The organism is Dysgonomonadaceae bacterium zrk40 (assembly GCA_016916535.1).
Taxonomy (GTDB): domain Bacteria; phylum Bacteroidota; class Bacteroidia; order Bacteroidales; family Dysgonomonadaceae; genus Proteiniphilum.
On the sequence record CP070276.1, the window covers coordinates 67590 to 90001 of the forward strand.

Annotated in this window: 17 protein-coding genes and 1 tRNA gene; 12 read left to right on the forward strand and 6 right to left on the reverse strand. The window is 51.0% G+C overall.

Annotated elements, in window-relative coordinates:
* The first annotated feature begins 5 nt into the window (after positions 1 to 5).
* Positions 6 to 1031 carry an L-threonine 3-dehydrogenase gene (tdh, locus tag JS578_00320; GenBank protein QRX63748.1) on the forward strand — a complete coding sequence of 342 codons (1026 nt, stop codon included), beginning with the start codon at positions 6 to 8 and terminating at the stop codon, positions 1029 to 1031.
* A 4-nt stretch (positions 1032 to 1035) separates the two neighbouring features.
* Here the strand turns inward: tdh and JS578_00325 are convergent, their stop codons facing one another.
* Positions 1036 to 1860 (reverse strand): DUF4230 domain-containing protein, encoded by an 825-nt coding sequence (locus tag JS578_00325; protein QRX63749.1) that lies wholly within the window; start codon positions 1858 to 1860, stop codon positions 1036 to 1038.
* A gap of 141 nt (positions 1861 to 2001) precedes the next feature.
* Here JS578_00325 and JS578_00330 point away from each other — a divergent pair, with 141 nt between their 5' ends.
* Complete coding sequence (locus JS578_00330) at positions 2002 to 2490, forward strand: histidine phosphatase family protein (protein ID QRX63750.1); 489 nt, start codon at positions 2002 to 2004, stop codon at positions 2488 to 2490.
* 24 nt (positions 2491 to 2514) lie between these two features.
* On the opposite strand, the gene JS578_00335 is transcribed toward JS578_00330, so the two are convergent.
* Positions 2515 to 3699, reverse strand: a complete 1185-nt coding sequence (locus JS578_00335; protein ID QRX63751.1) for a putative sulfate exporter family transporter — start codon at positions 3697 to 3699, stop codon at positions 2515 to 2517.
* 270 nt (positions 3700 to 3969) lie between these two features.
* Between JS578_00335 and JS578_00340 the strand changes: the two genes are divergently transcribed.
* The 3 genes from JS578_00340 to JS578_00350 are packed head-to-tail and all read left to right on the forward strand — an operon-like array spanning position 3970 to position 8579.
* Entirely contained in the window at positions 3970 to 6753 is a 2784-nt protein-coding gene (locus tag JS578_00340) for a TonB-dependent receptor (protein QRX63752.1), read from the forward strand.
* Positions 6754 to 6784: 31 nt separating this feature from the next.
* Positions 6785 to 7891, forward strand: coding sequence for a histidine kinase (locus JS578_00345; protein ID QRX63753.1), 1107 nt, complete (start codon positions 6785 to 6787; stop codon positions 7889 to 7891).
* Positions 7866 to 8579 (forward strand): response regulator transcription factor, encoded by a 714-nt coding sequence (locus JS578_00350; protein ID QRX63754.1) that lies wholly within the window; start codon positions 7866 to 7868, stop codon positions 8577 to 8579. Before JS578_00345 ends, JS578_00350 begins: the two co-directional genes overlap by 26 nt.
* A gap of 108 nt (positions 8580 to 8687) precedes the next feature.
* On the opposite strand, the gene JS578_00355 is transcribed toward JS578_00350, so the two are convergent.
* Positions 8688 to 9161: a DNA starvation/stationary phase protection protein gene (locus JS578_00355; GenBank protein ID QRX63755.1), complete on the reverse strand. Its 474-nt coding sequence runs from the start codon at positions 9159 to 9161 to the stop codon at positions 8688 to 8690.
* A gap of 145 nt (positions 9162 to 9306) precedes the next feature.
* Positions 9307 to 11526 carry a patatin-like phospholipase family protein gene (locus tag JS578_00360; GenBank protein QRX63756.1) on the reverse strand — a complete coding sequence of 740 codons (2220 nt, stop codon included), beginning with the start codon at positions 11524 to 11526 and terminating at the stop codon, positions 9307 to 9309.
* Between the two features lie 158 nt (positions 11527 to 11684).
* Here JS578_00360 and JS578_00365 point away from each other — a divergent pair, with 158 nt between their 5' ends.
* The 3 genes from JS578_00365 to JS578_00375 are packed head-to-tail and all read left to right on the forward strand — an operon-like array spanning position 11685 to position 14585.
* The gene (locus JS578_00365) at positions 11685 to 12617 is read left to right on the forward strand and encodes an aldo/keto reductase (GenBank protein QRX63757.1); all 933 of its coding nucleotides are present in this window, start codon (positions 11685 to 11687) and stop codon (positions 12615 to 12617) included.
* A 25-nt stretch (positions 12618 to 12642) separates the two neighbouring features.
* Positions 12643 to 13659, forward strand: a complete 1017-nt coding sequence (locus JS578_00370; GenBank protein QRX63758.1) for a zinc-binding alcohol dehydrogenase family protein — start codon at positions 12643 to 12645, stop codon at positions 13657 to 13659.
* Positions 13656 to 14585 (forward strand): amidohydrolase, encoded by a 930-nt coding sequence (locus tag JS578_00375; GenBank protein ID QRX63759.1) that lies wholly within the window; start codon positions 13656 to 13658, stop codon positions 14583 to 14585. The genes JS578_00370 and JS578_00375 overlap by 4 nt, the downstream gene beginning before the upstream one ends.
* Positions 14586 to 14608: 23 nt before the next feature.
* On the opposite strand, the gene JS578_00380 is transcribed toward JS578_00375, so the two are convergent.
* Both JS578_00380 and JS578_00385 read right to left on the reverse strand, forming a co-directional pair.
* Entirely contained in the window at positions 14609 to 15637 is a 1029-nt protein-coding gene (locus tag JS578_00380) for an LLM class flavin-dependent oxidoreductase (protein ID QRX63760.1), read from the reverse strand.
* A 336-nt stretch (positions 15638 to 15973) separates the two neighbouring features.
* A tRNA-Val gene (locus JS578_00385) sits at positions 15974 to 16048 on the reverse strand.
* Between the two features lie 280 nt (positions 16049 to 16328).
* On the opposite strand from JS578_00385, the gene purB reads away from it, so the two are divergent.
* From purB to lepA, 4 genes are all read left to right on the forward strand, one after another.
* The gene (gene purB, locus JS578_00390) at positions 16329 to 17672 is read left to right on the forward strand and encodes an adenylosuccinate lyase (GenBank protein ID QRX63761.1); all 1344 of its coding nucleotides are present in this window, start codon (positions 16329 to 16331) and stop codon (positions 17670 to 17672) included.
* Between the two features lie 181 nt (positions 17673 to 17853).
* On the forward strand, positions 17854 to 19089 hold the full coding sequence (locus JS578_00395) for an RNA-binding S4 domain-containing protein (GenBank protein ID QRX63762.1): 1236 nt from the start codon (positions 17854 to 17856) through the stop codon (positions 19087 to 19089).
* A 94-nt stretch (positions 19090 to 19183) separates the two neighbouring features.
* Positions 19184 to 20581 carry an asparagine--tRNA ligase gene (gene asnS, locus JS578_00400; protein QRX63763.1) on the forward strand — a complete coding sequence of 466 codons (1398 nt, stop codon included), beginning with the start codon at positions 19184 to 19186 and terminating at the stop codon, positions 20579 to 20581.
* Between the two features lie 16 nt (positions 20582 to 20597).
* On the forward strand, positions 20598 to 22385 hold the full coding sequence (lepA, locus tag JS578_00405; protein ID QRX63764.1) for an elongation factor 4: 1788 nt from the start codon (positions 20598 to 20600) through the stop codon (positions 22383 to 22385).
* Positions 22386 to 22412 lie beyond the last annotated feature (27 nt).

Here is a 22412-nt window from a genome sequence, read left to right on the forward strand (position 1 = left end):
ACAATATGAAAGCACTCGTTAAATTGCGTCCCGAGAAGGGCATCTGGATGGAAGAAGTTCCCGTTCCCTCAATAGGGGTGAATGATGTACTGATCAAGATTAAAAAGACATCAATCTGTGGTACCGATCTGCACATATACAAATGGGACGATTGGTCGCAGAAAACCATCAAGACACCCATGACGATTGGCCACGAGTATGTGGGCGAGATAGTGGACATGGGTAGCGGTGTTACGAACCTTAAGGTGGGAGACCGCGTGACGGGCGAGGGTCACATCGCCTGCGGTCACTGTCGCAACTGCCGTCGCGGCAAGCTGCACGTCTGCGAGAACACCATCGGTGTGGGGGTAAATCGTGACGGTGCCTTCGCGGAGTATCTCTCCTTGCCGGCTGCCAACGTGGTGAAGCTCGACCCGCGCATCCCCGATGAGATTGCTTCCATCATGGATCCCTTTGGCAATGCCACCCATACGGCGCTCTCCTTTCCGCTGATCGCCGAAGATGTACTGATCACCGGCGCGGGACTGATCGGCAGCATGGCCACTGCCATCTGCCGTTTCGCAGGGGCACGCTACATTGTGGTGAGCGACCTGAGTGATTACCGCCTAGAAATCGCCCGCAAGATGGGAGCCACCCTCACGGTGAATCCCTCAAAGGGAGAGACCATTGCACAGGCAGTGACGCAACTGGGCATGCGTGGTTTCGACGTGGGGCTGGAGATGTCGGGGTCACCTGCCGGCTTCCGCGAGATGATTGACAACATGTACAACGGATCCAAAATCTCACTGCTGGGTATCCTTCCCAACAACACACAAGTTGACTGGAACGAGATCATCTTCAAGGCGCTCACCCTGAAAGGCATTTACGGACGGGAGATGTGGGAGACATGGTACCAGATGGAACAGATGATCGTTTCCGGTATCGACCTCACCCCCATCATCACCCATCGTTTCCATGTTGAGGAGTTCCAGAAAGGGTTTGATGTGATGGAGAGCGGTCAATGTGGCAAGGTGCTGCTCAGCTGGGAGTAATTAATCAATACTTTAACAGATCGCTTGCCTTGTCGATCAGATGGTTTATTTTCTGCATGGGTGTGCTACCCTCTTGCTGTGGGAGCAGTGCAACCTCCTCTTCGGCTTTCGGTTCCAGCGGCTCGGGGTAAGCATACTCATCGATTAACGACATGTTTTCCAGCTGCCAATGGTTGGCACTGACCACTTCACCGAGCAGCAGCTTCATCTGGTCGGCGGCGATCTTCATCAAACCGCTTTTGAGGGCAGCCTTTTTCACCTGCTCCTTGGCCAATTCCTGTATCTTCTGCAGGTCGCTTCGACCGATGAAGTTGAAAAGATCATCTTCAAAGTAGTAGTAGTTGAAATCGGTCTCCACTGAGAAGATCTCTGGCTTCGGGAACTCCAGCAAACGCACCCGCTTCTGCTCTTCATCAATTTCCCAGCGGCACTTCTTCACGTCGTAGCCGATCAGCACCCGTGCACGTACAATTACCAGTGCCTTTTTGGTGGAGGGAATGAATTTTAGCAGTTTCTTGGTATTCTCGTAGTTGTAGATTTCGTTGAGCTGACCTTCCGCCAGCACGATCTTGAAGACACGCTTCACACCCTCCACCACCGTGTGTGACTCGCTGCGCACGCCCGAGGATGCTCTTCTTGCATTTCGCAACTGTACCCACAAGTAGGTGATAATTCCGCCCGCCAGGAGGCCTGTGACCAATAGGCCGGTCACGTTCGGAGCTGCCGTACGACTGGTCGGTGTAAAGGATCGGTAAAGGTAAGCCGCAATCAACAGCAGTAGCAATGCAGCGATAATAATGACTGCTGTCTTAGCGATTTTTTTGGTCATAGGGCAGTGGTTTGTTATAAAACGCAAAAAGAGGAGGAAAGGTTTGTTTTTTACTCATATTTTCTGTTCATGCATGAATGAGTCTACAGGGTATCTGAAATATTATCTGTAATTTTGTGCACTTAAAACGTCACCAACGAGATGAAGACACTTATTATACTGCGACACGGCAAAGCCGAACAAGATACAATGGCCAAGGATGATTACGACAGGATACTCACAGAACGGGGGCGAAAGAATGCCCGGGATATGGGTGACTATATCGCAAACCGTTTTGGTAAACCCGACCTCATTCTCGCCTCATCAGCCAGAAGAGCTCACGAAACAGCCATCCAGGCAGCACAAGGCCTTACATATTCCGAAGAGATGATTCAAACCGATCAGAACCTCTATTTTGCACCTGCCGCCTGGATCCTCAACAACCTCTCCAAGTTGCCCGACAGCGTGGAGAGCTGTCTCTACGTGGGTCACAATCCAGGTGTGACCGAGCTGATCAACGATCTGGGGGTACGCCTCGACAACCTCCCCACCGCTTCTGCCGTCTGCTTCGAGTTTCAACTCGATGCGTGGGTGGAGATCACACCGGAAAAAGCCAATTTCCGTTGGATCAAGCTGGCGCGCGAACTTTAAACTTACTGCTGCCGGGAGAGTTGCTTATAAGGAGCTGAACAACAGCCATGTGATCAGCAGAGTGAGCAGTATGTTAAAGGTTTGTGCTGTCAGGAACGACCAGATGTATTTGGTATTCTCTTTCTTGAAGATATAACGGAAATCGGTCTCCAGGCCGATGCTGACGAAAGCCAGCGAGAAGAGAAGTTCCCGTGCTCCCTTATTGGCCACTTTCGACAAAGCCTTACCTGTTTCCAGATCGAAAGCAAAACTGAACACCAATGATGCTGCCATGAAACCGAGCACGAACTTTGGGAAACGCTCCCAGAGAACACTCCCCGAAGGGCGGATGTCACTGTTGGTTCCCTTGTAGGACCAGTAGATGGAGATGGCAAAGGCAGCCACTCCCAGCAGCACGTTCTGTGCCGACTTGATGATCACACTGTATTTCTCAGCAGTTTCACCAATGAACTTACCGGAGGCTACTACCGCTGCGGTGGTGTCGATGGTGCCACCCAGCCATGCACCCGCCACCTCCTGACTCAGACCAATTATTTGAGCCAGCCAGGGGAGTAGATACATCATCGGGATGGCGATGATCAGTACCAGTGAGATGACGAACGAGAGCTTCTTGGGATCTCCCTTCATAGCACCGCTGGTGGCCACTGCCGCCGAGACACCACAGATGGAGACCGCGCTTGAGAGTAGAATCGACATCTCCTTGTCGATGCGAAAGAGGCGGGTTGCAATCCAGAAGCTGAAGTACCAGACTGAGAGCACCACGATCACCGCCTGCACCATGCCAAGAGATCCGGCCACCATGATTTGTTGAAAGAAGATGGAACTACCCAGGATCACCAGTCCCGCTTTGATGTAGTATTCACTGCGGGCCGCCGGTGCCAGCCATTTGGGCAAGCCGATGGTGTTGCGGATCAGCAGTCCGATGATTACGGCAAAGAAGACCGATTCAAAGCCGGTGCTCTTGATGAAGGGGATGCCGGTAAGGCTTCGTGAAAGCCATGCCAATAGAAAGATGACACCGAAAGAGAGCAGGAACTGTCCCCTGTCGCGGTTGCCCATGAAACGGTACCCCAGCCAGGCCAGCAATGCAACTATAACCGATACGGCAGCATAGTGCTGCATCACCGATGGGATAAGAATCACAAATAACAGTATCACTCCACCGATGATGGTGGCTACCCAATCTTCATTTTTTAATGATTTCAACATAAAAGGTCGGTTTACTTACCCGAGGCGGGTAACGAATTTCTTACATGATCTTTTGAATGATTGACAAAAGTAAAAAAAAATTATGAAATAGAGATAAATGTTCTTTTCGATTCCCCTCTTCTTTGTCATTGCTCCTCAAAAGAGAGTGTTTTGTCGATAAAACCGCGTTGTTCATCTATTTCATTTGCCGTTGACCCTTGCAGGAACTATTTTTGTGGAGTGTTTCTAAATTTATTTCAATTACGAATCAAACAATCTGTTAAAGACAAAATGAAAAAAATATCGCTCTTACTGATTGCCATCGTTGGTACATTGCTTACATTAAATGCTCAGACTGCAACAACCAACAATATCTCCGGAAGACTTATCGACAGGGATACCGAAGAACCGGTATCGCTCGCCAACGTGCGCATTCTGAAACAAGCCGACAGCACTTTTGTCACCGGCAAGGCAACCGACGAAAATGGTCGTTTCTCGATTCCCGTGAGCCGGGGAAGTTATATTGTACAGGTTTCATACATTGGTTATCTCGAACAATTCCGAAATGTTGAGGTGAATGCGCAACAACCCAATGTGAGGCTGGGAGACATCCTATTAGGCAGCGACAACATCCTGCTCTCCGAGACAGTGGTGACTGCCAAGGCGGCAGAGATTGCCGTGAGGGGTGATACCCTGGAATACAATGCCGACTCCTACAAGGTGACCGAGAGTGCGGTTGTGGAGGATCTGCTCAAGAAGATGCCCGGCGTGGAGATCGATGCAGAGGGTAAAATCACCGTCAACGGTAAGGAAATTACCAAGATCCTGGTAGATGGAGAGGAGTTCTTCAGTGATGACCCGAAGGTGGCGTCGAAGAACCTGCCGGCAAGGATGGTCGACAAGCTGCAGGTGCTCGAGCGTAGAACGGAGCAGGCACAAATGACCGGTTTCGACGATGGTGAAGAGGAGAATGTCATCAACCTCACCGTGCGTCCCGGCATGAAAGAGGGACTCTTCGGCAACGCTTTCGCCGGCTATGGCAGCCAGGAGCGCTACGAGGGCAACGCCATGGTCAACTACATGAAGGACAAAGATCAGTATACCTTTTTGGGTGGCATCAACAACACCAACAACGCCGGTTTCTCAGATCTCTCCAGCGCCATGTTCGGCAGCATGGGTGGCGGTGGCCGTAGAGGCGGTTTTGGAGGCAGCAGCGGTATCTCCACCTCCGGGAACACCGGCGGCAACTTCAGCAAGCAGTTCACACCCGAGCTGAAGCTGGGTGGCAACGTCCGCTACGGATTCACTGATACCAACGTCAACTCGGATGTCTTCACCCAACACATCCTCAGTGCAGGCAATACCCTGGAGGATGAACGCAACCGTTCAAACAGCATCAGCCAGAACTTCGGGGCTGACCTCCGCCTGGAGTGGGAGCCCGACTCGGCTACACGTATCATCTTCCGTCCTGCTTTCTCCTATTATACCAATGAACGCAACGAGATGGGTGAATTTTATACCGAGAACGAATTATCGGGAGATACCATCAACTATGGTGACTCCGACTACTTTTCAGAGGGAACCGGCAAGAACTATTCATTCAACCTCGATGCCAGCCGTGAGCTGGGAAAGGAAGGGAGGATCCTGAGTGTGCAAGTGAGAGCACAGGGCGGTGACTCTGAGAACGACGGAACAAGTCTCTCGGGGACCTTTTACAACGGCACACGTCCCGACGACCTGATTGACCAACGTTTCACCAACATCAGTGAGAACCGTTCATTGAGGGGGTATCTCTCCTATGTGGAACCGTTGGGCGAGAGTCATTATCTTCAACTAGCCTATCAGTATCGTACAAACAACTCCGATTCAGACAGGGACACCCGTACCAAGGATGACGCCGGTAACTACACCGTGCTCGACACAGTCTACAGCAAGCGATTGGAGAACAACTTTGTGAGTCAGGAGATCGAAGCCAACTTCAAGGGGGTGAGAGAGAAATATGACTACATGTTCGGTTTCTCCATACAACCCTCCTCCTCACGCAGCAAAACATTCGTGGGTAGTAACATGATCTACGAAGGTGAGCAGAAGGTGGTCAACTACTCACCCATGGCACAGCTCAACTATCGCTGGAGCCGTACCAAAAACCTGCGGCTGCGTTATTTTGGTGATACTGATCAGCCCTCAATCGCACAACTCTCACCCGTGGTGGATGTGAGCAATCCGCTCAACATCAGTTACGGTAATCCGGACCTGAAACCATCCTTTGAGCATCGCCTCAACATCCGTTATCAGTGGTCCAACCCGGAGAAGGCCAGCTCGTTTAACACCTTCGTCAATGGTGGTTATATGACAAACGACATCGTCACCTCTTCCTTCACCGATATCTCCACCGGTCGCCGGGAGACCACCTACCGCAATGTGGAGGGCAACTGGAACGTGAACGGGCGTATGATGTTCAACGTGCCGCTGAAGAACATAAAGTTTTCAATTTTCTCCATGTCGTTCGCCAGCTATAGCAACACAAACGGATTTAGCAACAACGAGAAGAACACCAACAAGCGGATGTCGCTGATGGAGATGCTGGGACTCAACTATCGTTCCGATCAGTTTGATTTTGCCGTGCGGGGGAATGTGAACTACAACAACGTGACCAACAGTCTGGAGGGTCAGCAGAACCAGAACTATCTCAACTACGGGGGGAATGCCTCAACCACCATTTACCTGCCATGGGATATAAGCCTGGAGAGCGATATCAACTACTCCACCAACTCGGGTTATACCGATGGCTTCGAACAGAACGAGTGGCTCTGGAATGCCTCACTGCAGAAAACAGTCTTCAAACAAAAGAACGGCACCATACGTTTTAAAATTTACGACATCTTGCAACAACGCACCAACATCAGCCGTAGTGTGACCTCTAACTATATCCGTGACACCACGACCAACACGCTGACCAGTTACTTCATGGTGCACTTCGTCTATCGGTTCAACATCTTCAAGGGGGGTGCCACCGCACAGGATATGATGCCGCAGAGAGGTAGAGGTTACGGTGGTGGTCGTGGCAGAATGTAACAAGGTTATTCAATTTGAGTAAAAAAATGAAATGGGACAGGATTTGAAACAAAAAACAAGGGGCAGTTGGAACAACCTGTTTGTGCACCTGTTGCTATGGGGGGTGATTTTCATCCTCCCATACTTTTTTATTGATTCGGAACGCATCTTCACCTGGCGTCCGTTCCTGCGTTCCATACCTGAGATGGTTGGTTTTCTGATGGTTTTTTACATAAACTTCTTTCTCCTGATAGAGAAGTTGCTCTTTAAAGGCAGGAACAAGGCGTTCATACTGTGGAACATCGTACTGATCATTGCCGTCTCATTCATCATGCACTATACACGCGAACTGATGGAGTTCCTGTGGCCTTACCTGCGACCCCGCTGGCGCGGTCGACCCAATGGGAACAATTTTTTCCCGCTGTTGTTTTTACTGCGCAACTCCACCTCGCTCTTCATGATGATGGGGTTGAGTGTGGCTCTGAAGATGACGGTACGATGGCTCCAGGTGGAGAACGAACGCAAGGAGTTGGCGAAGGCCAAGTCGGAGGCGGAGTTGCAGAACCTGAAGAATCAGATCAATCCCCACTTCCTGCTCAACACACTAAACAACATCTACGCACTGATAGAGTTTAACCCACCCAAGGCTCAGCAGGCGGTGATGGACCTGAGCAAACTGCTGCGGCACTTGCTCTATGACAACAACCAGGCTTTTGTTCCATTGAAACAGGAGGCTGATTTCATGCGCAACTACATCGAACTGATGCGCATCCGCCTGGCCGATCATGTGAAGTTGACCACCCGCTTTGATTATTCTGACAGCAGCAACACCCTTATTTCTCCGCTAATTTTTATATCTTTGATGGAGAATGCGTTCAAGCACGGCATAAGCGGTGAGCATGACTCCTTCATCGAGATCTCGTTAAAGGAGCATCCCGACGGGAAGGTGGAGTTTGTGACCCGTAACAGCTACTTCCCAAAAAGTGGTTCTGACAAGAGCGGCAGCGGCATCGGTCTGGATCTGGTGAAACGAAAACTGGAACTGCTCTATCCCGATAGCTATCTGTGGCATACCACCGTGGAGGATGATGTCTATTCAACCGTGCTGGTGATCGACACAAAAAAACGAAAGGATGATACTGAACTGCTGGATCGTTGATGATGAACCACTGGCGTTGTCCCTCCTCGAATCATACGTGGAAAGGACTACCTTTCTGCGTCTCACCGGGAAATACAGTAACGCCCTCACGGCTATGAAGCGTATTGAGGGTGAGAAGGTGGATCTTCTTTTCCTTGATATTCAGATGCCGGAGGTGAACGGGATGGAGTTTGCCCGCATCATTGGCAGCCACACCCGGATCATCTTCACCACCGCTTTTAGTGAATATGCCCTTGAGGGGTATAAGGTGAGTGCCATCGACTATCTGCTGAAACCATTCTCCTTCACCGAATTCCACGCCGCCGCCAAGAAGGCACTCAACTGGTTTGAGATGACTGAGCAGAAGCCTGCTGCGGAGTATCGGCAGGAGAAAGTAGGTCTCTTCGTGAAATCGGAGTACAAGCTGATTCACCTCTTATATGATGACCTACTCTATATTGAAGGGTTGAAAGATTATGTGAAGATCTATACCGAGCAGGATCCCAAACCGATCCTCTCGCTCATGAGCCTCAAGTCGCTCGAAGAGGAGCTGCCTGTCGATCGTTTCATGCGGGTGCATCGTTCCTACATTATCCACACGAACAAGATCAGCAGCATCAACAAGAACAGGATCATCATCGGTAAAAAACAGATCCCGATAGGGGAGACCTACCGCCGACAGTTTAACTTGATGATCGGAAACAGGTGAGTTGCATCCTGAATGAGTAAAGATATTCCAGGCGTGTCCTAACAATGAGAAAGCCGTTCCTGCCATAGTGGCGGAACGGCTTTCAGTATCTTTAGCAGGGATGCTCTTTTATGAAAGAGTAGCAGTAAGCATCCAGACCGTTTTTTCCTGAGCGGAGATGAAATCACCCATCAGGGCTACCGTGCCCTCATCGTCACCTTCAGAAGCGGTCTCAAGCACCTTGCGCTCCAGTGAGATCAACACCTTCAGGTTGTCGAGAATCAGCTTGAGGATCTCCTTGTGGTCGCTTACCACCTCTGTTTCCTTGATGGCAGATGCTTTCAGGTAGTCGCTGAAATTGTGTGCAGGGACACCACCCAGCATCAGGATCCGTTCAGCTATTTCATCTACCTTCTCAGCTGCGTCATCGTAGTATTCTTCAAAACGGGCATGTGCTCCAAAGAACATTACACCTTTCACGTTCCAGTGAAAACCGCGCAGGTTGGTGTAGTAGACCTGGAAGCTGGCCAGCAGCTCCTGAAGTCCGTCAACTGTCTTTTTTACATTCTTGGGGTCTAAACCTAAATAATCCAATGTTTTCATAATTTAATTCTTTTTTTGTGATTGTTCTGATTGATTTTTCTGATACAAATATAACGATTATTTACATAGGTTCAAAATATGAGGCGCACTATCATTCATAGATTTTAATTATGCAATTGAGGACTGGATGCAGTTTAGGGTCTCATCAGAAATGATATCCGAAGCTTACATAGGGGTGGAATTTTCGTGAGAGACCGGAGTAACCCAGTTCCAACCTTAACGGTCCGGCAATGGAGAGAAATGAGTAACCCGCATTGAATCCCCAGTAATCATCTCCCTTGTATAGATTGTAGAGATGATTGTTGTGTAGGGTGTAATTGAGGTTGGCGTAGAGGTAATTGTTTTGCCTGAATTGGTGGTATATCATCGCATCGGCTGTAACCACCATGTTTTCCAGTAACTCCATTCCTGCAGAACCCTGAAGTGCTATTTGCTGGGGCAGGTAGTGCCCGTCTCTTCTTCCCCCCACGAAATTGCGGTAGATAAACGGAACACTGTCGTTCATCACATACCGCGCGGAGATGCGAGGTGTGAGAAATGTCTTTTCACTCAGTGGCAATGGCTTAGCGAAATTCATGTTGAGCACGCTGAGTGGCAGATTCTCCTTCATTTGCACAAAGTTATCGGTGTGAAGTGAATAGCGAAAGGAGAAGTATTGTCCCGATGAGGGGAAATAGATGCTGTTCAGGTTGTCATATATCCCATTGATCATGTAATTGATGTAGAGGTGGTCTTCAATACCCTGCGAATTTGGAATCTCATTTCGTTCCAGGAGGTTGGAAAAATCGAAATATTCAAATCCGGCACCCAGGTGTAACTGAACGTTGCCAAAATAGAACTCCGAGAAGTTGAGATCCAGGGCATTGCGCATAATCTCAAACTGGTGGGAGAGACGGCCCCGGTTGTAGATGCTGAGGTTGTTGTTGCTGATTCGGTAACTGATGCCACCTCTGTAGAAAAGATTGTTGTTGACGGTGTAGTTGATTTGCAGGTAGGGATTGCGACTGAGTCGCGTGGTGATGTCGATCATTGAATTATAAGATTCACTCAGCCTGACGGTTGTGTTTGCCAGGATAGCTGCCATATCACTGGTGTCGAAGTGAATCCCCAGGTTAAGGGTGTTATATTCTTTCGGCTCCACCAGAAAGACCAAATTAAAGGGTGGATTACCATCGAGACGATAGGTTACACGGGAAAAGAGGCCGGCACCGAAAATGCGGGCTGTCATTGCATCCAGTTCTTTACGGGTGACCTTTTCAATCTGTTCAGGCAAAAGCTGCAATATCCGCTTCTCATCTCGAGCAGAGACACCTTCAACGCTAACTTGATCGACCAGCAGGGTGTCAAGATTGATGTAAGGATTTTGTCGTTTTCTTACCGTGGAATCATCTCCGGTAATCCCCAGCGATGCTTTCAGTGTCATGAGGGCTTCCCATTGTTCCATGGCAGCCTGCTCACCACGTGCGATCAATGAGTCGATTGCCGGCTTCTGAAAATCCATTAATCCGTAAGGATGCACATCGGGCGTGATCAGGATATCGGTATCATCGATATTCTGCAACTTTTTTTCTTTTCCCACAAAGTTGGTGAGCTGCTCTGCAATCTCTGTGATGTTGCCCCGGTTCTGCTCTTTTTCTTTTTCATCAGGGGGAATAATTACTCCTATCACAATGTCCGCCCCCATGCGCCTGGCCAGATCAACCGGATAGTTGTTGATCAGTCCCCCGTCAATCAACAGCATGCTGTCTTTCTCTACCGGTGTGAAAACTCCCGGTATGGCCATGCTGGCTCTGATGGCTTCAGGTAAGATTCCCTTCCGGAAGACAACCTCCTTGCCGGTGCGTGCATCGGCAGCCACACATCCGAAGGGGGTGGGGAGATCATCGAAATCCATCTCGTGTTGAAAACCGATGGTGAGGTTCAGAAAAAGACTGTATAGATTTTGTCCCGAGAAGACGCCACGCGGCAGGCTTACATTACCGCTTCTTTCCCTGATGTTCAAGCTGTATGGGAGGGAGACAATGAATTCGTTCCGTCTGTCTCTCTGCGTTGCCAGGAGGTTCTCCCGGTTGATGTTGTCGCTCATCAGGTAGTTCCACTCTTGCAGTTGTATGAGCGAGTCAATCATCTCTGCATCATAACCCACGGCATAGATACCGCCCACAACAGCTCCCATGCTGGTACCTGCAATGTAGTCGATTGGGATGCCGGCACGTTCCAGCACCTTGAGGACCCCCACATGTACAAATCCTTTGGCTGATCCTCCACTGAGCACCACTGCCACTTTCTTGCGGGGGTGCTCTTTTGCCTGCATCATGGATGTGAAACAGAACAACATCATCAACAGGAAAACAACTTTTTTCATTGACCTATGAATTGAAACATGACAATGCAAATATAGCAAATTTTAATTAAAAATGGATGTCGAACATAACGATGAGTATTTAGGATGTTGATTGTCTGAAAAAATTTCTACTTTTGTTCATTGTACTCCTGCTTTGTGGCAGATAGAAAGTCTGAAATATGAAAAAAAGAGAAATCGGAAACACCGGTATGATGGTGACACCCCTGAGCTTTGGAGCCTCCTCACTGGGGGGGGTGTTTCACTCCCTGAAAGAGGAGGAAGGTATCGAAGCGGTGCTGATAGCGTTGGAACATGGGATCAATTTCATCGATGTGTCGCCTTACTACGGGCATCTCAAAGCGGAGAAAGTGCTGGGAAAGGCTTTACAAAGAGCGGACCGGAAGAGTTATTACCTCTCCACAAAGGTGGGACGCTACGGCAATGAGGGGGTGAATGAGTGGGACTACTCAGCACGAAGGGCTGAGGAGAGTCTCTATGAGAGCATGGAACGGCTGCAAGTCGATTACATTGACCTGATCAACGTACATGACATTGAATTTGCCGATCTTGATCAGGTCTGCAATGAAACACTGCCTAAATTGGTAGAGTTACGGGAGAAAGGTGTGGTAGGGCATGTCGGGATCACCAACCTGACACTCCGCCATTTCGTCTATGTGATTGATCATGTGCCACCGGGCACAGTGGAGTCGATCCTCTCCTTCTGTCACTATACACTCAACGATGATTCCCTGGGTGATTATCTCGGCTATTTTGCACAGCATGGGGTGGGTGTGATCAACGCCTCTCCTTTCTCCATGGGGTTGCTGACAGAGCGGGGTGCCCCTGAGTGGCATCCGGCACCGGAGCCATTGAAAATGCTCTGCCGGAAGGCGGCCGACTACTGCCGGGAGAGAGGTGAAAGCATTGAAAAGCTGGCCATCCAATATGCCGTATCGAATCCGCAGATTGCCACCACACTTTTCAGCACCACCCGCAGCGCATCGGTGATGCAGAACCTGCGATGGATGGAGGAGCCTCTCAACGAGGAGTTGCTGGCCGATGTAAGGAGAATTTTGGAGCCCCGTTTCAGGGACACCTGGCTGAACAGTTAATCATGAAATTTTTGGAACAATCACAATGAAAGCAGTAAAGATATCAGCTGTCGGGCAGGCTGCCCCGGAGGAAAAAGAGAGGCCGGTGGCACAACCGGGTGAGGTGTTGTTGAAAGTGGTCTACGCCGGATTCTGCGGATCGGACCTGAACACCTACCTGGGGATGAATCCGATGGTGCGCATGCCGGTGATCCCCGGTCATGAAATCAGTGCCGTGGTAGAGCAGGTGACAGAGGGTGTTCCGGCGAACATAAGGGTAGGGATGCGCTGTACGGTGAATCCTTACACCAGCTGCGGCAACTGTCCCTCCTGTCGCAACGGACGTCCCAACGCCTGTCAGTTTAACCAGACCTTGGGTGTACAGCGCGATGGTGCCATGTGCGAACAGATTGTTGTACCCTGGCAGAAGGTGATCACCGCTGACAACCTTAATGCCCGGGAGCTGGTGCTGGTGGAACCACTGAGTGTTGGTTTTCATGCCGTAGCGCGGGGCGCTGTCACCGACCTGGATGTGGTGATGGTGATTGGTTGCGGGATGATCGGCACCGGGGCAATCATCCGCGCGGCACTGCGGGGTGCACGGGTGATCGCGGTGGACCTGGACCATCAGAAGCTGGAGTTGGCGAAGCAGCTGGGTGCGACAGATACAATCCACTCCAAAGAGGAGGATCTGCATACTCGCCTGATGGAGTTGACAGGTGGGATGGGTCCCGACGTGGTGATTGAGGCGGTGGGCTCCCCCTCCACCTATCGCATGGCGATCGACGAGGTGGCGTTCACCGGTCGGGTGGTTTGTATCGGCTACGCCAAGTCGGAGGTCTCCTTCGAAACCAAATATTTCGTCTCAAAAGAGCTGGACATCAGGGGCTCACGCAATGCGCTGCCGGAAGATTTCCGCGCCGTGATCGCTTACATCCGGCGCAACCGGCTTCCCGCATCGCTGATCACAGCGGTCTATCCTCCGGAGGCGGCGGGAGAGGCATTGCAATATTGGTCTGAGAACCGCGAAAGAGTAATCAAAATCATCCTCGCATTCGAATGAAAGCAGATTATCCCATTATCGATGCCCACGCCCATCTGTGGCTCAGGCAGGATACAGAAGTGGAGGGGCAGAAGATTGAGACCCTCACCAACGGGCGTTCCCTTTTCATGGGTGAGATCCGGCAGATGGTGCCGCCCTTTATCCTGGATGGTCGCAACACCGCTGAGATCTTCTTGTCGAACATGGATTATGCCCGGGTGTCGGCAGCTGTGATCACGCAGGAGTATATCGATGGGCTGCAGAATGATTATCTGCTGGAGGTGCTGCAACGATACCCTGACCGCTTTCTCTGTTGCGGCATGGTGGATCTTCGCAGGGAGGGGTGGCGCAGGCATGCATCGGAGCTCTTCCAACAGGGATTCAGGGCGCTGAAGATTCCGGCAAACCGTTTGCTGATGTCCGACAGGAGGATATGGCTCACCACCGATGAGCTGATGGAGATTTTCGGAGAGATGGAGCGACAGGATTTGCTGCTCTCGATCGACCTGGCCGATGGTGCTGCCCAGGTGGCTGAGATGGAGGAGATCATTGCCACCTTTCCCCGGTTACGAATTGCGATTGGTCATTTCGGCATGGTGACCCGTCCCGGGTGGCAGGAACAGATCAAGCTGGCCCGTCACCCCAACGTGCGGATTGAATCGGGCGGAATCACCTGGCTGTTCCACGAAGAGTTTTATCCCTATCTGGGGGCTGTCAAGGCTATCAGGGAGGCGGCATCACTGGTCGGCATGGAAAAGCTGATGTGGGGTTCCGATTATCCGAGAACCATCACCGCCATCACCTACAGGATGTCATACGATTTCGTGCTCCGATCCGCACTGCTCACCGATGAGGAGAAGAAAATGTTCCTCAGCAGCAATGCCCGCCGGTTCTATGGTTTCAGCAATCTGAGAGAGTTGCCCTACATTAAAAACATGTCTGAATAAGCACTACGTGAGAAGTGCAGCACCTACTTCCGTTCGCCGTTGAGCCCAAACTGGCGGGCCAGCAGGGTGTATGCTTTCCTGCGGGCGTTCATCTCCGGGTAGCCATCCAACATGATGATTTCTTCAGCCCCTGTTTTCGCAGCCCAAAGGTGGAGTTGATCAGCCACTTGCTCCGGTGTGCCAATCACGAACTTATTCATCTGCTGATCACGTATGGCTCTCTCCTGCAGCGTGTAGGGGTAGCTGTTCGCCTCTTCAAGGGTGGGGAAGAAGGTGAAGCGTTTACCGGTGGCAAGCATTGTCCACATCAGCAGGGAAGGGGCAGCCTGATAGTAGGCCTCCTCCTCTGTTTCAGCGGTGAAAACACTGATGGAGAGTATTGCCTTCGGTTGGCCGTAATATTTTGAGGGGCGAAACTGCTGCCGGTAGAGCTGCATCACCGGTACCGCCATCTCGGGGTTGATCTGTGCGGCAAAGACGAATGCCAACCCCTTTTGGATGGCATACTGAACTCCTCCCGTGCTGGATCCCAGCATATAGAACTGCGGTACCAGCGAAGAGTCGGGATTGGCAACAATCCTGGCGAATTCATGTTCTTCCGGCAGGTCATGACCGAAGAAACCCAAGAGCTCGTTCAACTGACGGGGAAAGGTGTCTTCGCGCAACACCTCCCAGGAACGACGCAGTGCATATGCTGTTCTGCCGTCGGTGCCGGGGGCACGTCCAATGCCCAGGTCGATACGTCCCGGGTGCAGCGCCTCCAGCATAGAGAAGCGTTCCGCCACACTCAACGAGCTGTGGTTGGGGAGCATCACTCCTCCGCTACCCACCCTTATCCGGCTAGTCATCGAAGCAACATGTGCCATGATGATTTCAGGGAACATGCTCATCAGCGAAGCGCTGTTATGGTGTTCGGCGAACCAGTAACGGTGGTACCCCAGCTGTTCCGCCAGGATGGCGATCTCGGTGGAGTTGTGCAGCACCTCACCGGCAGAGCGGTTACTTTCTGAATAATAAGCCAGGTCGAGGATGGAAAATTTCAAGTCGTTCATATGGAATGGTTGTTCCTGTGAGTAACCATCTCGTCGGATGCTTTGTTCAACTGATCTTCTCTACAGGGCTTCACATGACACACAATTTCACCTTTATTTGGTCGTAACTGATTCTTTACTGCTTCTAATCTATTAGAACGAGATTAGAACCATATTAGAACCATATTAGAACGAGATTAGAACCAATACCGTACTTAAACTGAAGGAAATGGAAGAAAACGATTCAAATGGGGATACGCCATGACTCGTTTCACAATAAAGATGGGAGTTCAAACAGGTAGCATACCTAAAAAAGAAAAACACTCACCGAAATGAATCGATAAGTGTTTTATTTTGTGGGCGTTGACGGATTCGAACCGCCGACCCTCTGCTTGTAAGGCAGATGCTCTGAACCAGCTGAGCTAAACGCCCGAAAATGTTCTTTTCCTTTGCTGTACTCCGCTCCCGGAGGATGCTCTCTGAAAAAGTGATGCAAAGATAGACTCTTTTTGTTTTCCCGCAAAATATTTTGCAAATAATTTTATAAATATTTTTTCAACTCTGTAATTATCCCTATTTTTGTACCGTAATCATAGGGAGTTATATTCTTACGGGAAAATTCAACATCGATATGACTGAGATGAAACTTGCGGAAAGTGATTTTCCGTAACTCGGTACCCGATTTCTTAATCCGCATTGCGCAACAACTACAATGGAGCTAAACCAACTGACAGCCATTTCCCCCGTCGACGGACGCTATAGAACCAAAACCGGTGATCTGAGTGCCTATTTTTCGGAATATGCACTGATCAGGTATCGTGTGAAGGTAGAGATCGAATATTTCATCGCCTTGTGTGAAGCAGGCATTGAACCACTCAACAGGGTTGACAAGAGCCTGTTCAGTGAATTACAGCAACTATATCACAACTTCTCCGTGAAAGATGCTGAGCGGGTGAAGGAAATTGAGCAAGTGACCAATCATGACGTGAAGGCTGTTGAGTACTTCCTGAAAGAAGCGTTCGACCGGCTGGGGCTTGACATTTACAAGGAATTCATTCATTTCGGACTCACCTCGCAGGATATCAACAACACCGCCACGCCTATGATGTGGCAGGAGGCGTTGCAGGAGGTTTACATCCCCGAGCTGGAGAAGCTGATCGCGCAGATCGGATCACTGGCAGAGGAGTGGGCCGACATCCCGATGCTTGCCCGCACACATGGTCAGCCGGCATCACCCACAAGGCTGGGCAAGGAGATAATGGTATTTGCCTACCGGCTCAACAATCAGTTGGAAGTGCTGAAGCACATCCCTGCAAAAGCCAAGTTCGGCGGTGCCACGGGAAACTTTAACGCCCACCATGTGGCTTATCCACATACCGACTGGAAACGTTTTGCAGAAAGATTCCTGCAGGAGAAGCTGCATCTGGCAAGGGAAGAGTACACCACCCAGATATCGAACTACGACGCACTGGCGGCTTCGTTCGATGCACTGAAACGAATCCATACCATCTTGATCGACTTCAACCGCGACATGTGGCAATATATCTCAATGGAGTACTTCAAACAGAAGATCAAAGAGGGTGAGGTAGGCTCATCGGCCATGCCGCACAAGGTGAACCCGATCGACTTTGAGAATGCCGAGGGGAACCTGGGAATAGCCAACACACTGCTCGAACACCTGGCGGCCAAGCTGCCCATTTCACGTCTTCAGAGGGATCTGACAGACTCAACCGTGATACGAAACATTGGCATCCCCCTTGCACATGGATTAATTGCCCTCAAAAGCACAACAAAAGGGATAGGTAAACTGTTATTACACAGAGAGGCGATTGACCAGGATCTGGAGAAGAGCTGGGCAGTGGTTGCCGAAGCGATCCAGACCATCCTGAGAAGAGAGGGATACCATAAACCGTATGAGGCATTGAAAGCGCTTACACGAACAAACAGTGAGATTACGAAAAAGAGTATCTCGGAGTTCATTGGGACATTGGATGTAAACGAGAAAATAAAAGAGGAATTAAGAGCCATCACACCCCAAAATTACACTGGTATCTGAAAAGAGAATCCCCTTCCGGGAAACATGCTGATGAAGATCACAGAAAAGGCGTACTGAACGCATCGAGTTTGGAAATTCCATCTCTCTTGTGCCTGAATGGTAAAGAGATGGAAGTTTTAGGAAGAAAAATTAAAACCGTGAGGTTTCAACTGTAATCACAAACAAAGCAACGACAACAACAATGACAACAAACAACGAAGAATCGCGCCCCAAACGGCAATTTTTTAGCGCGAACAATGAGAGACACGCTTCACCGAATCGCAATTATGGCAATGAGCGGAGACCAAATCAGGAAGGATCCCGTTCAACCGGCAGGCCTTACAACAAACCCTACGACAGGCAGTCTTCAGACAGGCCCTACGATCGTCAATCCTCTGACAGGTCATACGATCGCCAATCCTCCGACAGGAATTACAATCGTCAACCGTCAGAGAGATCTTACAACCGCAACTGGGAAGATGCGCCACAGGGAAACAGTTACGGCAATCAGGAAGGTGCACCCAGAAAACGTCGCCCCAGAGTGGGAGAGCGTCCGGCTCCTCAGAGGAGGGGTCCGGGAGGTCCTCAGCAAGGCAATCGCAGTTGGGGAGGCCCCTCTCAGCAACGGAACGATCAGAGCACCATGGGCCCGGGCGGCAAGAGGCTGAAGAAGAAAAAACCATTCAAGCAGATCAAGTACAAGGAGAGTGCTGACCCCAACGCACCCATTCGCCTGAACAAATACCTTGCCAACGCCGGGATATGCTCCCGCCGTGAAGCCGATGAGTTCATCACCGCCGGTGTGGTGAAGGTGAATGGGGAGGTGGTGACCGAACTGGGTACCAAGATAACCCGTGCCGATGAGGTGATGTTCCACAACCAGCCGGTGCGACTGGAGAGCAAGGTCTATGTACTGCTGAACAAACCGAAAGGATTTGTCACCACCACCGACGACCCGGAAAACCGCAAGACGGTGATGGAACTGGTGAAGAGTGCCTGCTCCGAGCGTATTTACCCTGTAGGGCGTCTCGACAGGGCTACCACGGGAGTGCTGCTGCTCACCAACGATGGTGACCTGGCATCCAAATTAACACATCCGAAGTATGAGAAACGGAAGATCTACCAGGTGTGGCTCGACAAACCGGTAGTCATGGAACACATGCAGGCCATCGCCGACGGAATAGAACTGGAGGATGGCGAGATTCATGCCGATGCCATCAGCTACGTGACCGAGGAGGATCTCACCCAAGTAGGCATCGAGATACACTCGGGCAAGAACCGTGTGGTGCGCCGTATGTTCGAGAAGCTGGGTTACCGCGTACTGAAGCTCGACAGGGTTTATTTCGCAGGTCTCACCAAGAAAAAACTCTCGCGCGGCAAGTGGCGTTACCTCTCGGAACAGGAAGTGAACATGCTCCGCATGGGTGCCTTCGATTAACATTGTAACAATTTTTTTCCTCCGTCATCGCACGGAGGGAACTTTTTATAAACAGTACAAGTATAGATTCTCTCGTTGAGAGATAGAACCAGTTATGAAGCAAATCAAACGAACAAAAATCTCGGAAGCACTCCAATTGAAAAGCTTCGGAGACGAGGTGAACGTAAAGGGGTGGGTACGCACCCGAAGGGGAAACAAGAATGTGGGTTTCGTCGCACTGAATGACGGATCGACCATCAATAACATACAGATTGTGATTGACATCGCGCAATTTGGTGAAGAGTTTCTTAAGCCCATCACCACCGGTGCCTGTATCAATGTGAACGGCCGACTGGTGGAGTCGCAGGGACAGGGTCAGACCGTGGAGATCCAGGCCACAGAGGTGGAGATCTACGGCGGGGCTGATCCTACTGTGTATCCGCTGCAGAAGAAGGGACACTCGCTGGAATTCCTGCGTGAGATCGCTCACCTGCGCCCCCGCACCAACACCTTCGGTGCCATTTACCGTATGCGTCACCACATGTCATATGCCATCCACAAGTTCTACAACGACCGGGGTTTTTATTATTTCCATACCCCCATCATCACTGCTTCGGATGCAGAAGGAGCCGGCTCAATGTTCAATGTGACCACGCTCGATGCAGCCAACCCGCCACGCAATGAGGAGGGAAAAGTAGACTACTCGGAGGATTTCTTCGGGATGCAGACCAACCTCACCGTTTCGGGACAACTGGAGGGTGAGCTGGGAGCGATGGCACTGGGTGCCATCTACACCTTCGGACCCACCTTTCGTGCCGAGAACTCCAATACACCGCGCCACCTGGCCGAGTTTTGGATGATTGAACCGGAGGTTGCCTTCTATGACAACAACGACAACATGGATCTTGCGGAGGATTTCCTGAAGTACCTGATCGGGTATGCATTGGAGCACTGCAGCGAGGACATCGCATTCCTGGCCAAGATGTATGACAACGAGCTGGTAGACCGGCTGAAGTTCGTGGTGGAGAACGATTTCGTGCGACTCACCTACACTGAGGGGGTGAAGATCCTTGAGGAATCGGGAGAAAAATTTGAGTTCCCCGTTTACTGGGGTGCCGACCTGCAGTCCGAGCATGAACGCTATCTCGTTGAGAAGCACTTCAAGCGTCCGGTGATTCTGACCGATTACCCGCGCGAGATCAAGTCGTTTTACATGAAGCAGAACGATGACGGCAAGACCGTACGCGCCATGGACGTGCTCTTCCCAAAGATCGGCGAGATCATTGGCGGATCGGAGCGTGAAGCGGACTACGACAAGCTGATGAAACGAATCGAAGAGACCGGCATGCATACCGATCCCATATGGTGGTACCTTGAGACGCGCAAGTTCGGCACAGCCCCGCACGCTGGCTTCGGTCTGGGCTTCGAGCGACTGATGCTCTTCGTCACAGGGATGACCAACATTCGTGACGTGATACCTTTCCCTCGCACACCAAACAACGCGGAATTTTAAGATTGAGAGAATATAGATGAATAAGATACGCAACTTTTGCATCATTGCCCACATTGACCATGGTAAGAGCACCCTGGCCGACCGCCTGCTGGAGTTCACCAAAACGGTGGAAGGAAAAGACCTGCAGGCGCAGGTGCTCGACAGCATGGATCTGGAGCGGGAACGAGGCATCACCATCAAGAGTCACGCCATCGAGATGGCCTATCAGTATGAGGGGGAGAACTACACCCTCAATCTGATTGACACCCCGGGACATGTGGACTTCTCATACGAGGTGTCGCGCTCCATCGCCGCCTGCGAGGGAGCCTTGCTGGTGGTGGACGCCGCTCAAGGGATTCAGGCACAGACCATCTCGAATGTCTACATGGCCATCGAGCATGACCTGGAGATCATCCCGGTACTCAACAAGGTGGATCTGGAGAGCGCCATGCCCGACGAGGTGGAAGACCAGATCGTGGACCTGCTGGGCTGTAAGCGCGAGGAGGTGATCCGTGCCAGCGGCAAGACAGGCATCGGCATCGAGGCGATCCTTAAAGCGATCATCGAGCGGGTACCCGCGCCAGTGGGTGATCCGGAGGCACCGCTGCAGGCGTTGATCTTCGACTCTGTGTTCAATCCCTTCCGCGGCATCATCGCCTACTTCAAGATCGTGAACGGCTCCATCCGCAAGGGCGACCTGGTGAAGTTCATCAACACCGGCAAGGAATATGAGGCCGATGAGGTGGGGATCCTGCGTCTTTCCATGGTGCCCCGCGATGTGGTGCACTGTGGTGATGTAGGGTACATAATCTCCGGGATCAAAACCTCTAAGGAGGTGAAGGTAGGTGATACCATCACCCACGTGAAGCGGCCTGCCAGTAAGGCTATTGCCGGCTTCGAAGAGGTGAAGCCGATGGTCTTCGCGGGGGTATACCCGATAGAGAGTGAAGATTTTGAGAACCTGCGTGCCTCGCTCGAAAAGCTGCAACTCAATGACGCCTCACTTACCTTTCAACCGGAGTCGTCCGTAGCCTTGGGCTTTGGCTTTCGCTGCGGCTTCCTGGGATTGCTTCACATGGAGATTATTCAGGAGCGGCTGGAACGTGAGTTCAACATGGACGTGATCACCACCGTGCCCAACGTATCGTACAAAGTGTACGACAAGAAGGGGGAGATGAAGGAAGTACACAACCCCAGCGGGTTGCCCGATCCAACGCTGATTGAGCGGATCGAAGAGCCTTTCATCCGTGCTTCGGTGATTACCAGCACCGCCTATATCGGTTCCATCATGACGCTCTGCCTTGGTAAGCGGGGAGTGCTGATCAAGCAGGAGTATATCTCTGGCGACCGGGTGGAGATCATTTACGACCTGCCGCTGGGCGAGATTGTGATTGACTTCTACGATAAGTTGAAGAGCATCTCAAAGGGGTATGCCTCATTCGACTACCACATGCATGACTTCCGGCCCTCCAGGCTGGTGAAGATGGATATCCTGCTCAACGGTGAGCCGGTGGATGCCCTCTCCACGTTGACTCACAACGACAATGCACAGGCATTCGGACGACGCATGTGCGAGAAGCTTAAGGAGCTGATTCCACGCCAGCAGTTCGACATTGCAATCCAGGCTGCCATCGGTGCCAAGATCATCGCCCGTGAGACGGTGAAGGCGGTACGCAAGGATGTGACCGCCAAGTGTTACGGCGGGGACATCTCCCGAAAACGAAAGCTGCTGGAGAAACAGAAGGAGGGCAAGAAGCGTATGAAGCAGGTGGGCAACGTAGAGGTGCCGCAGAAAGCGTTCCTGGCGGTACTGAAGTTGGATTAGAACAGCTTACTGATCCCAGCATATAAC

Bases quoted from the DNA above. Each gene is read 5' to 3' on its own strand.
- tdh (QRX63748.1), top strand. From the start codon at position 6: ATGAAAGCACTCGTTAAATTGCGTCCCGAGAAGGGCATCTGGATGGAA.
- JS578_00325 (QRX63749.1), bottom strand. From the start codon at position 1,860: ATGACCAAAAAAATCGCTAAGACAGCAGTCATTATTATCGCTGCATTG.
- JS578_00330 (QRX63750.1), top strand. From the start codon at position 2,002: ATGAAGACACTTATTATACTGCGACACGGCAAAGCCGAACAAGATACA.
- JS578_00335 (QRX63751.1), bottom strand. From the start codon at position 3,699: ATGTTGAAATCATTAAAAAATGAAGATTGGGTAGCCACCATCATCGGT.
- JS578_00340 (QRX63752.1), top strand. From the start codon at position 3,970: ATGAAAAAAATATCGCTCTTACTGATTGCCATCGTTGGTACATTGCTT.
- JS578_00345 (QRX63753.1), top strand. From the start codon at position 6,785: ATGGGACAGGATTTGAAACAAAAAACAAGGGGCAGTTGGAACAACCTG.
- JS578_00350 (QRX63754.1), top strand. From the start codon at position 7,866: ATGATACTGAACTGCTGGATCGTTGATGATGAACCACTGGCGTTGTCC.
- JS578_00355 (QRX63755.1), bottom strand. From the start codon at position 9,161: ATGAAAACATTGGATTATTTAGGTTTAGACCCCAAGAATGTAAAAAAG.
- JS578_00360 (QRX63756.1), bottom strand. From the start codon at position 11,526: ATGAAAAAAGTTGTTTTCCTGTTGATGATGTTGTTCTGTTTCACATCC.
- JS578_00365 (QRX63757.1), top strand. From the start codon at position 11,685: ATGAAAAAAAGAGAAATCGGAAACACCGGTATGATGGTGACACCCCTG.
- JS578_00370 (QRX63758.1), top strand. From the start codon at position 12,643: ATGAAAGCAGTAAAGATATCAGCTGTCGGGCAGGCTGCCCCGGAGGAA.
- JS578_00375 (QRX63759.1), top strand. From the start codon at position 13,656: ATGAAAGCAGATTATCCCATTATCGATGCCCACGCCCATCTGTGGCTC.
- JS578_00380 (QRX63760.1), bottom strand. From the start codon at position 15,637: ATGAACGACTTGAAATTTTCCATCCTCGACCTGGCTTATTATTCAGAA.
- purB (QRX63761.1), top strand. From the start codon at position 16,329: ATGGAGCTAAACCAACTGACAGCCATTTCCCCCGTCGACGGACGCTAT.
- JS578_00395 (QRX63762.1), top strand. From the start codon at position 17,854: ATGACAACAAACAACGAAGAATCGCGCCCCAAACGGCAATTTTTTAGC.
- asnS (QRX63763.1), top strand. From the start codon at position 19,184: ATGAAGCAAATCAAACGAACAAAAATCTCGGAAGCACTCCAATTGAAA.
- lepA (QRX63764.1), top strand. From the start codon at position 20,598: ATGAATAAGATACGCAACTTTTGCATCATTGCCCACATTGACCATGGT.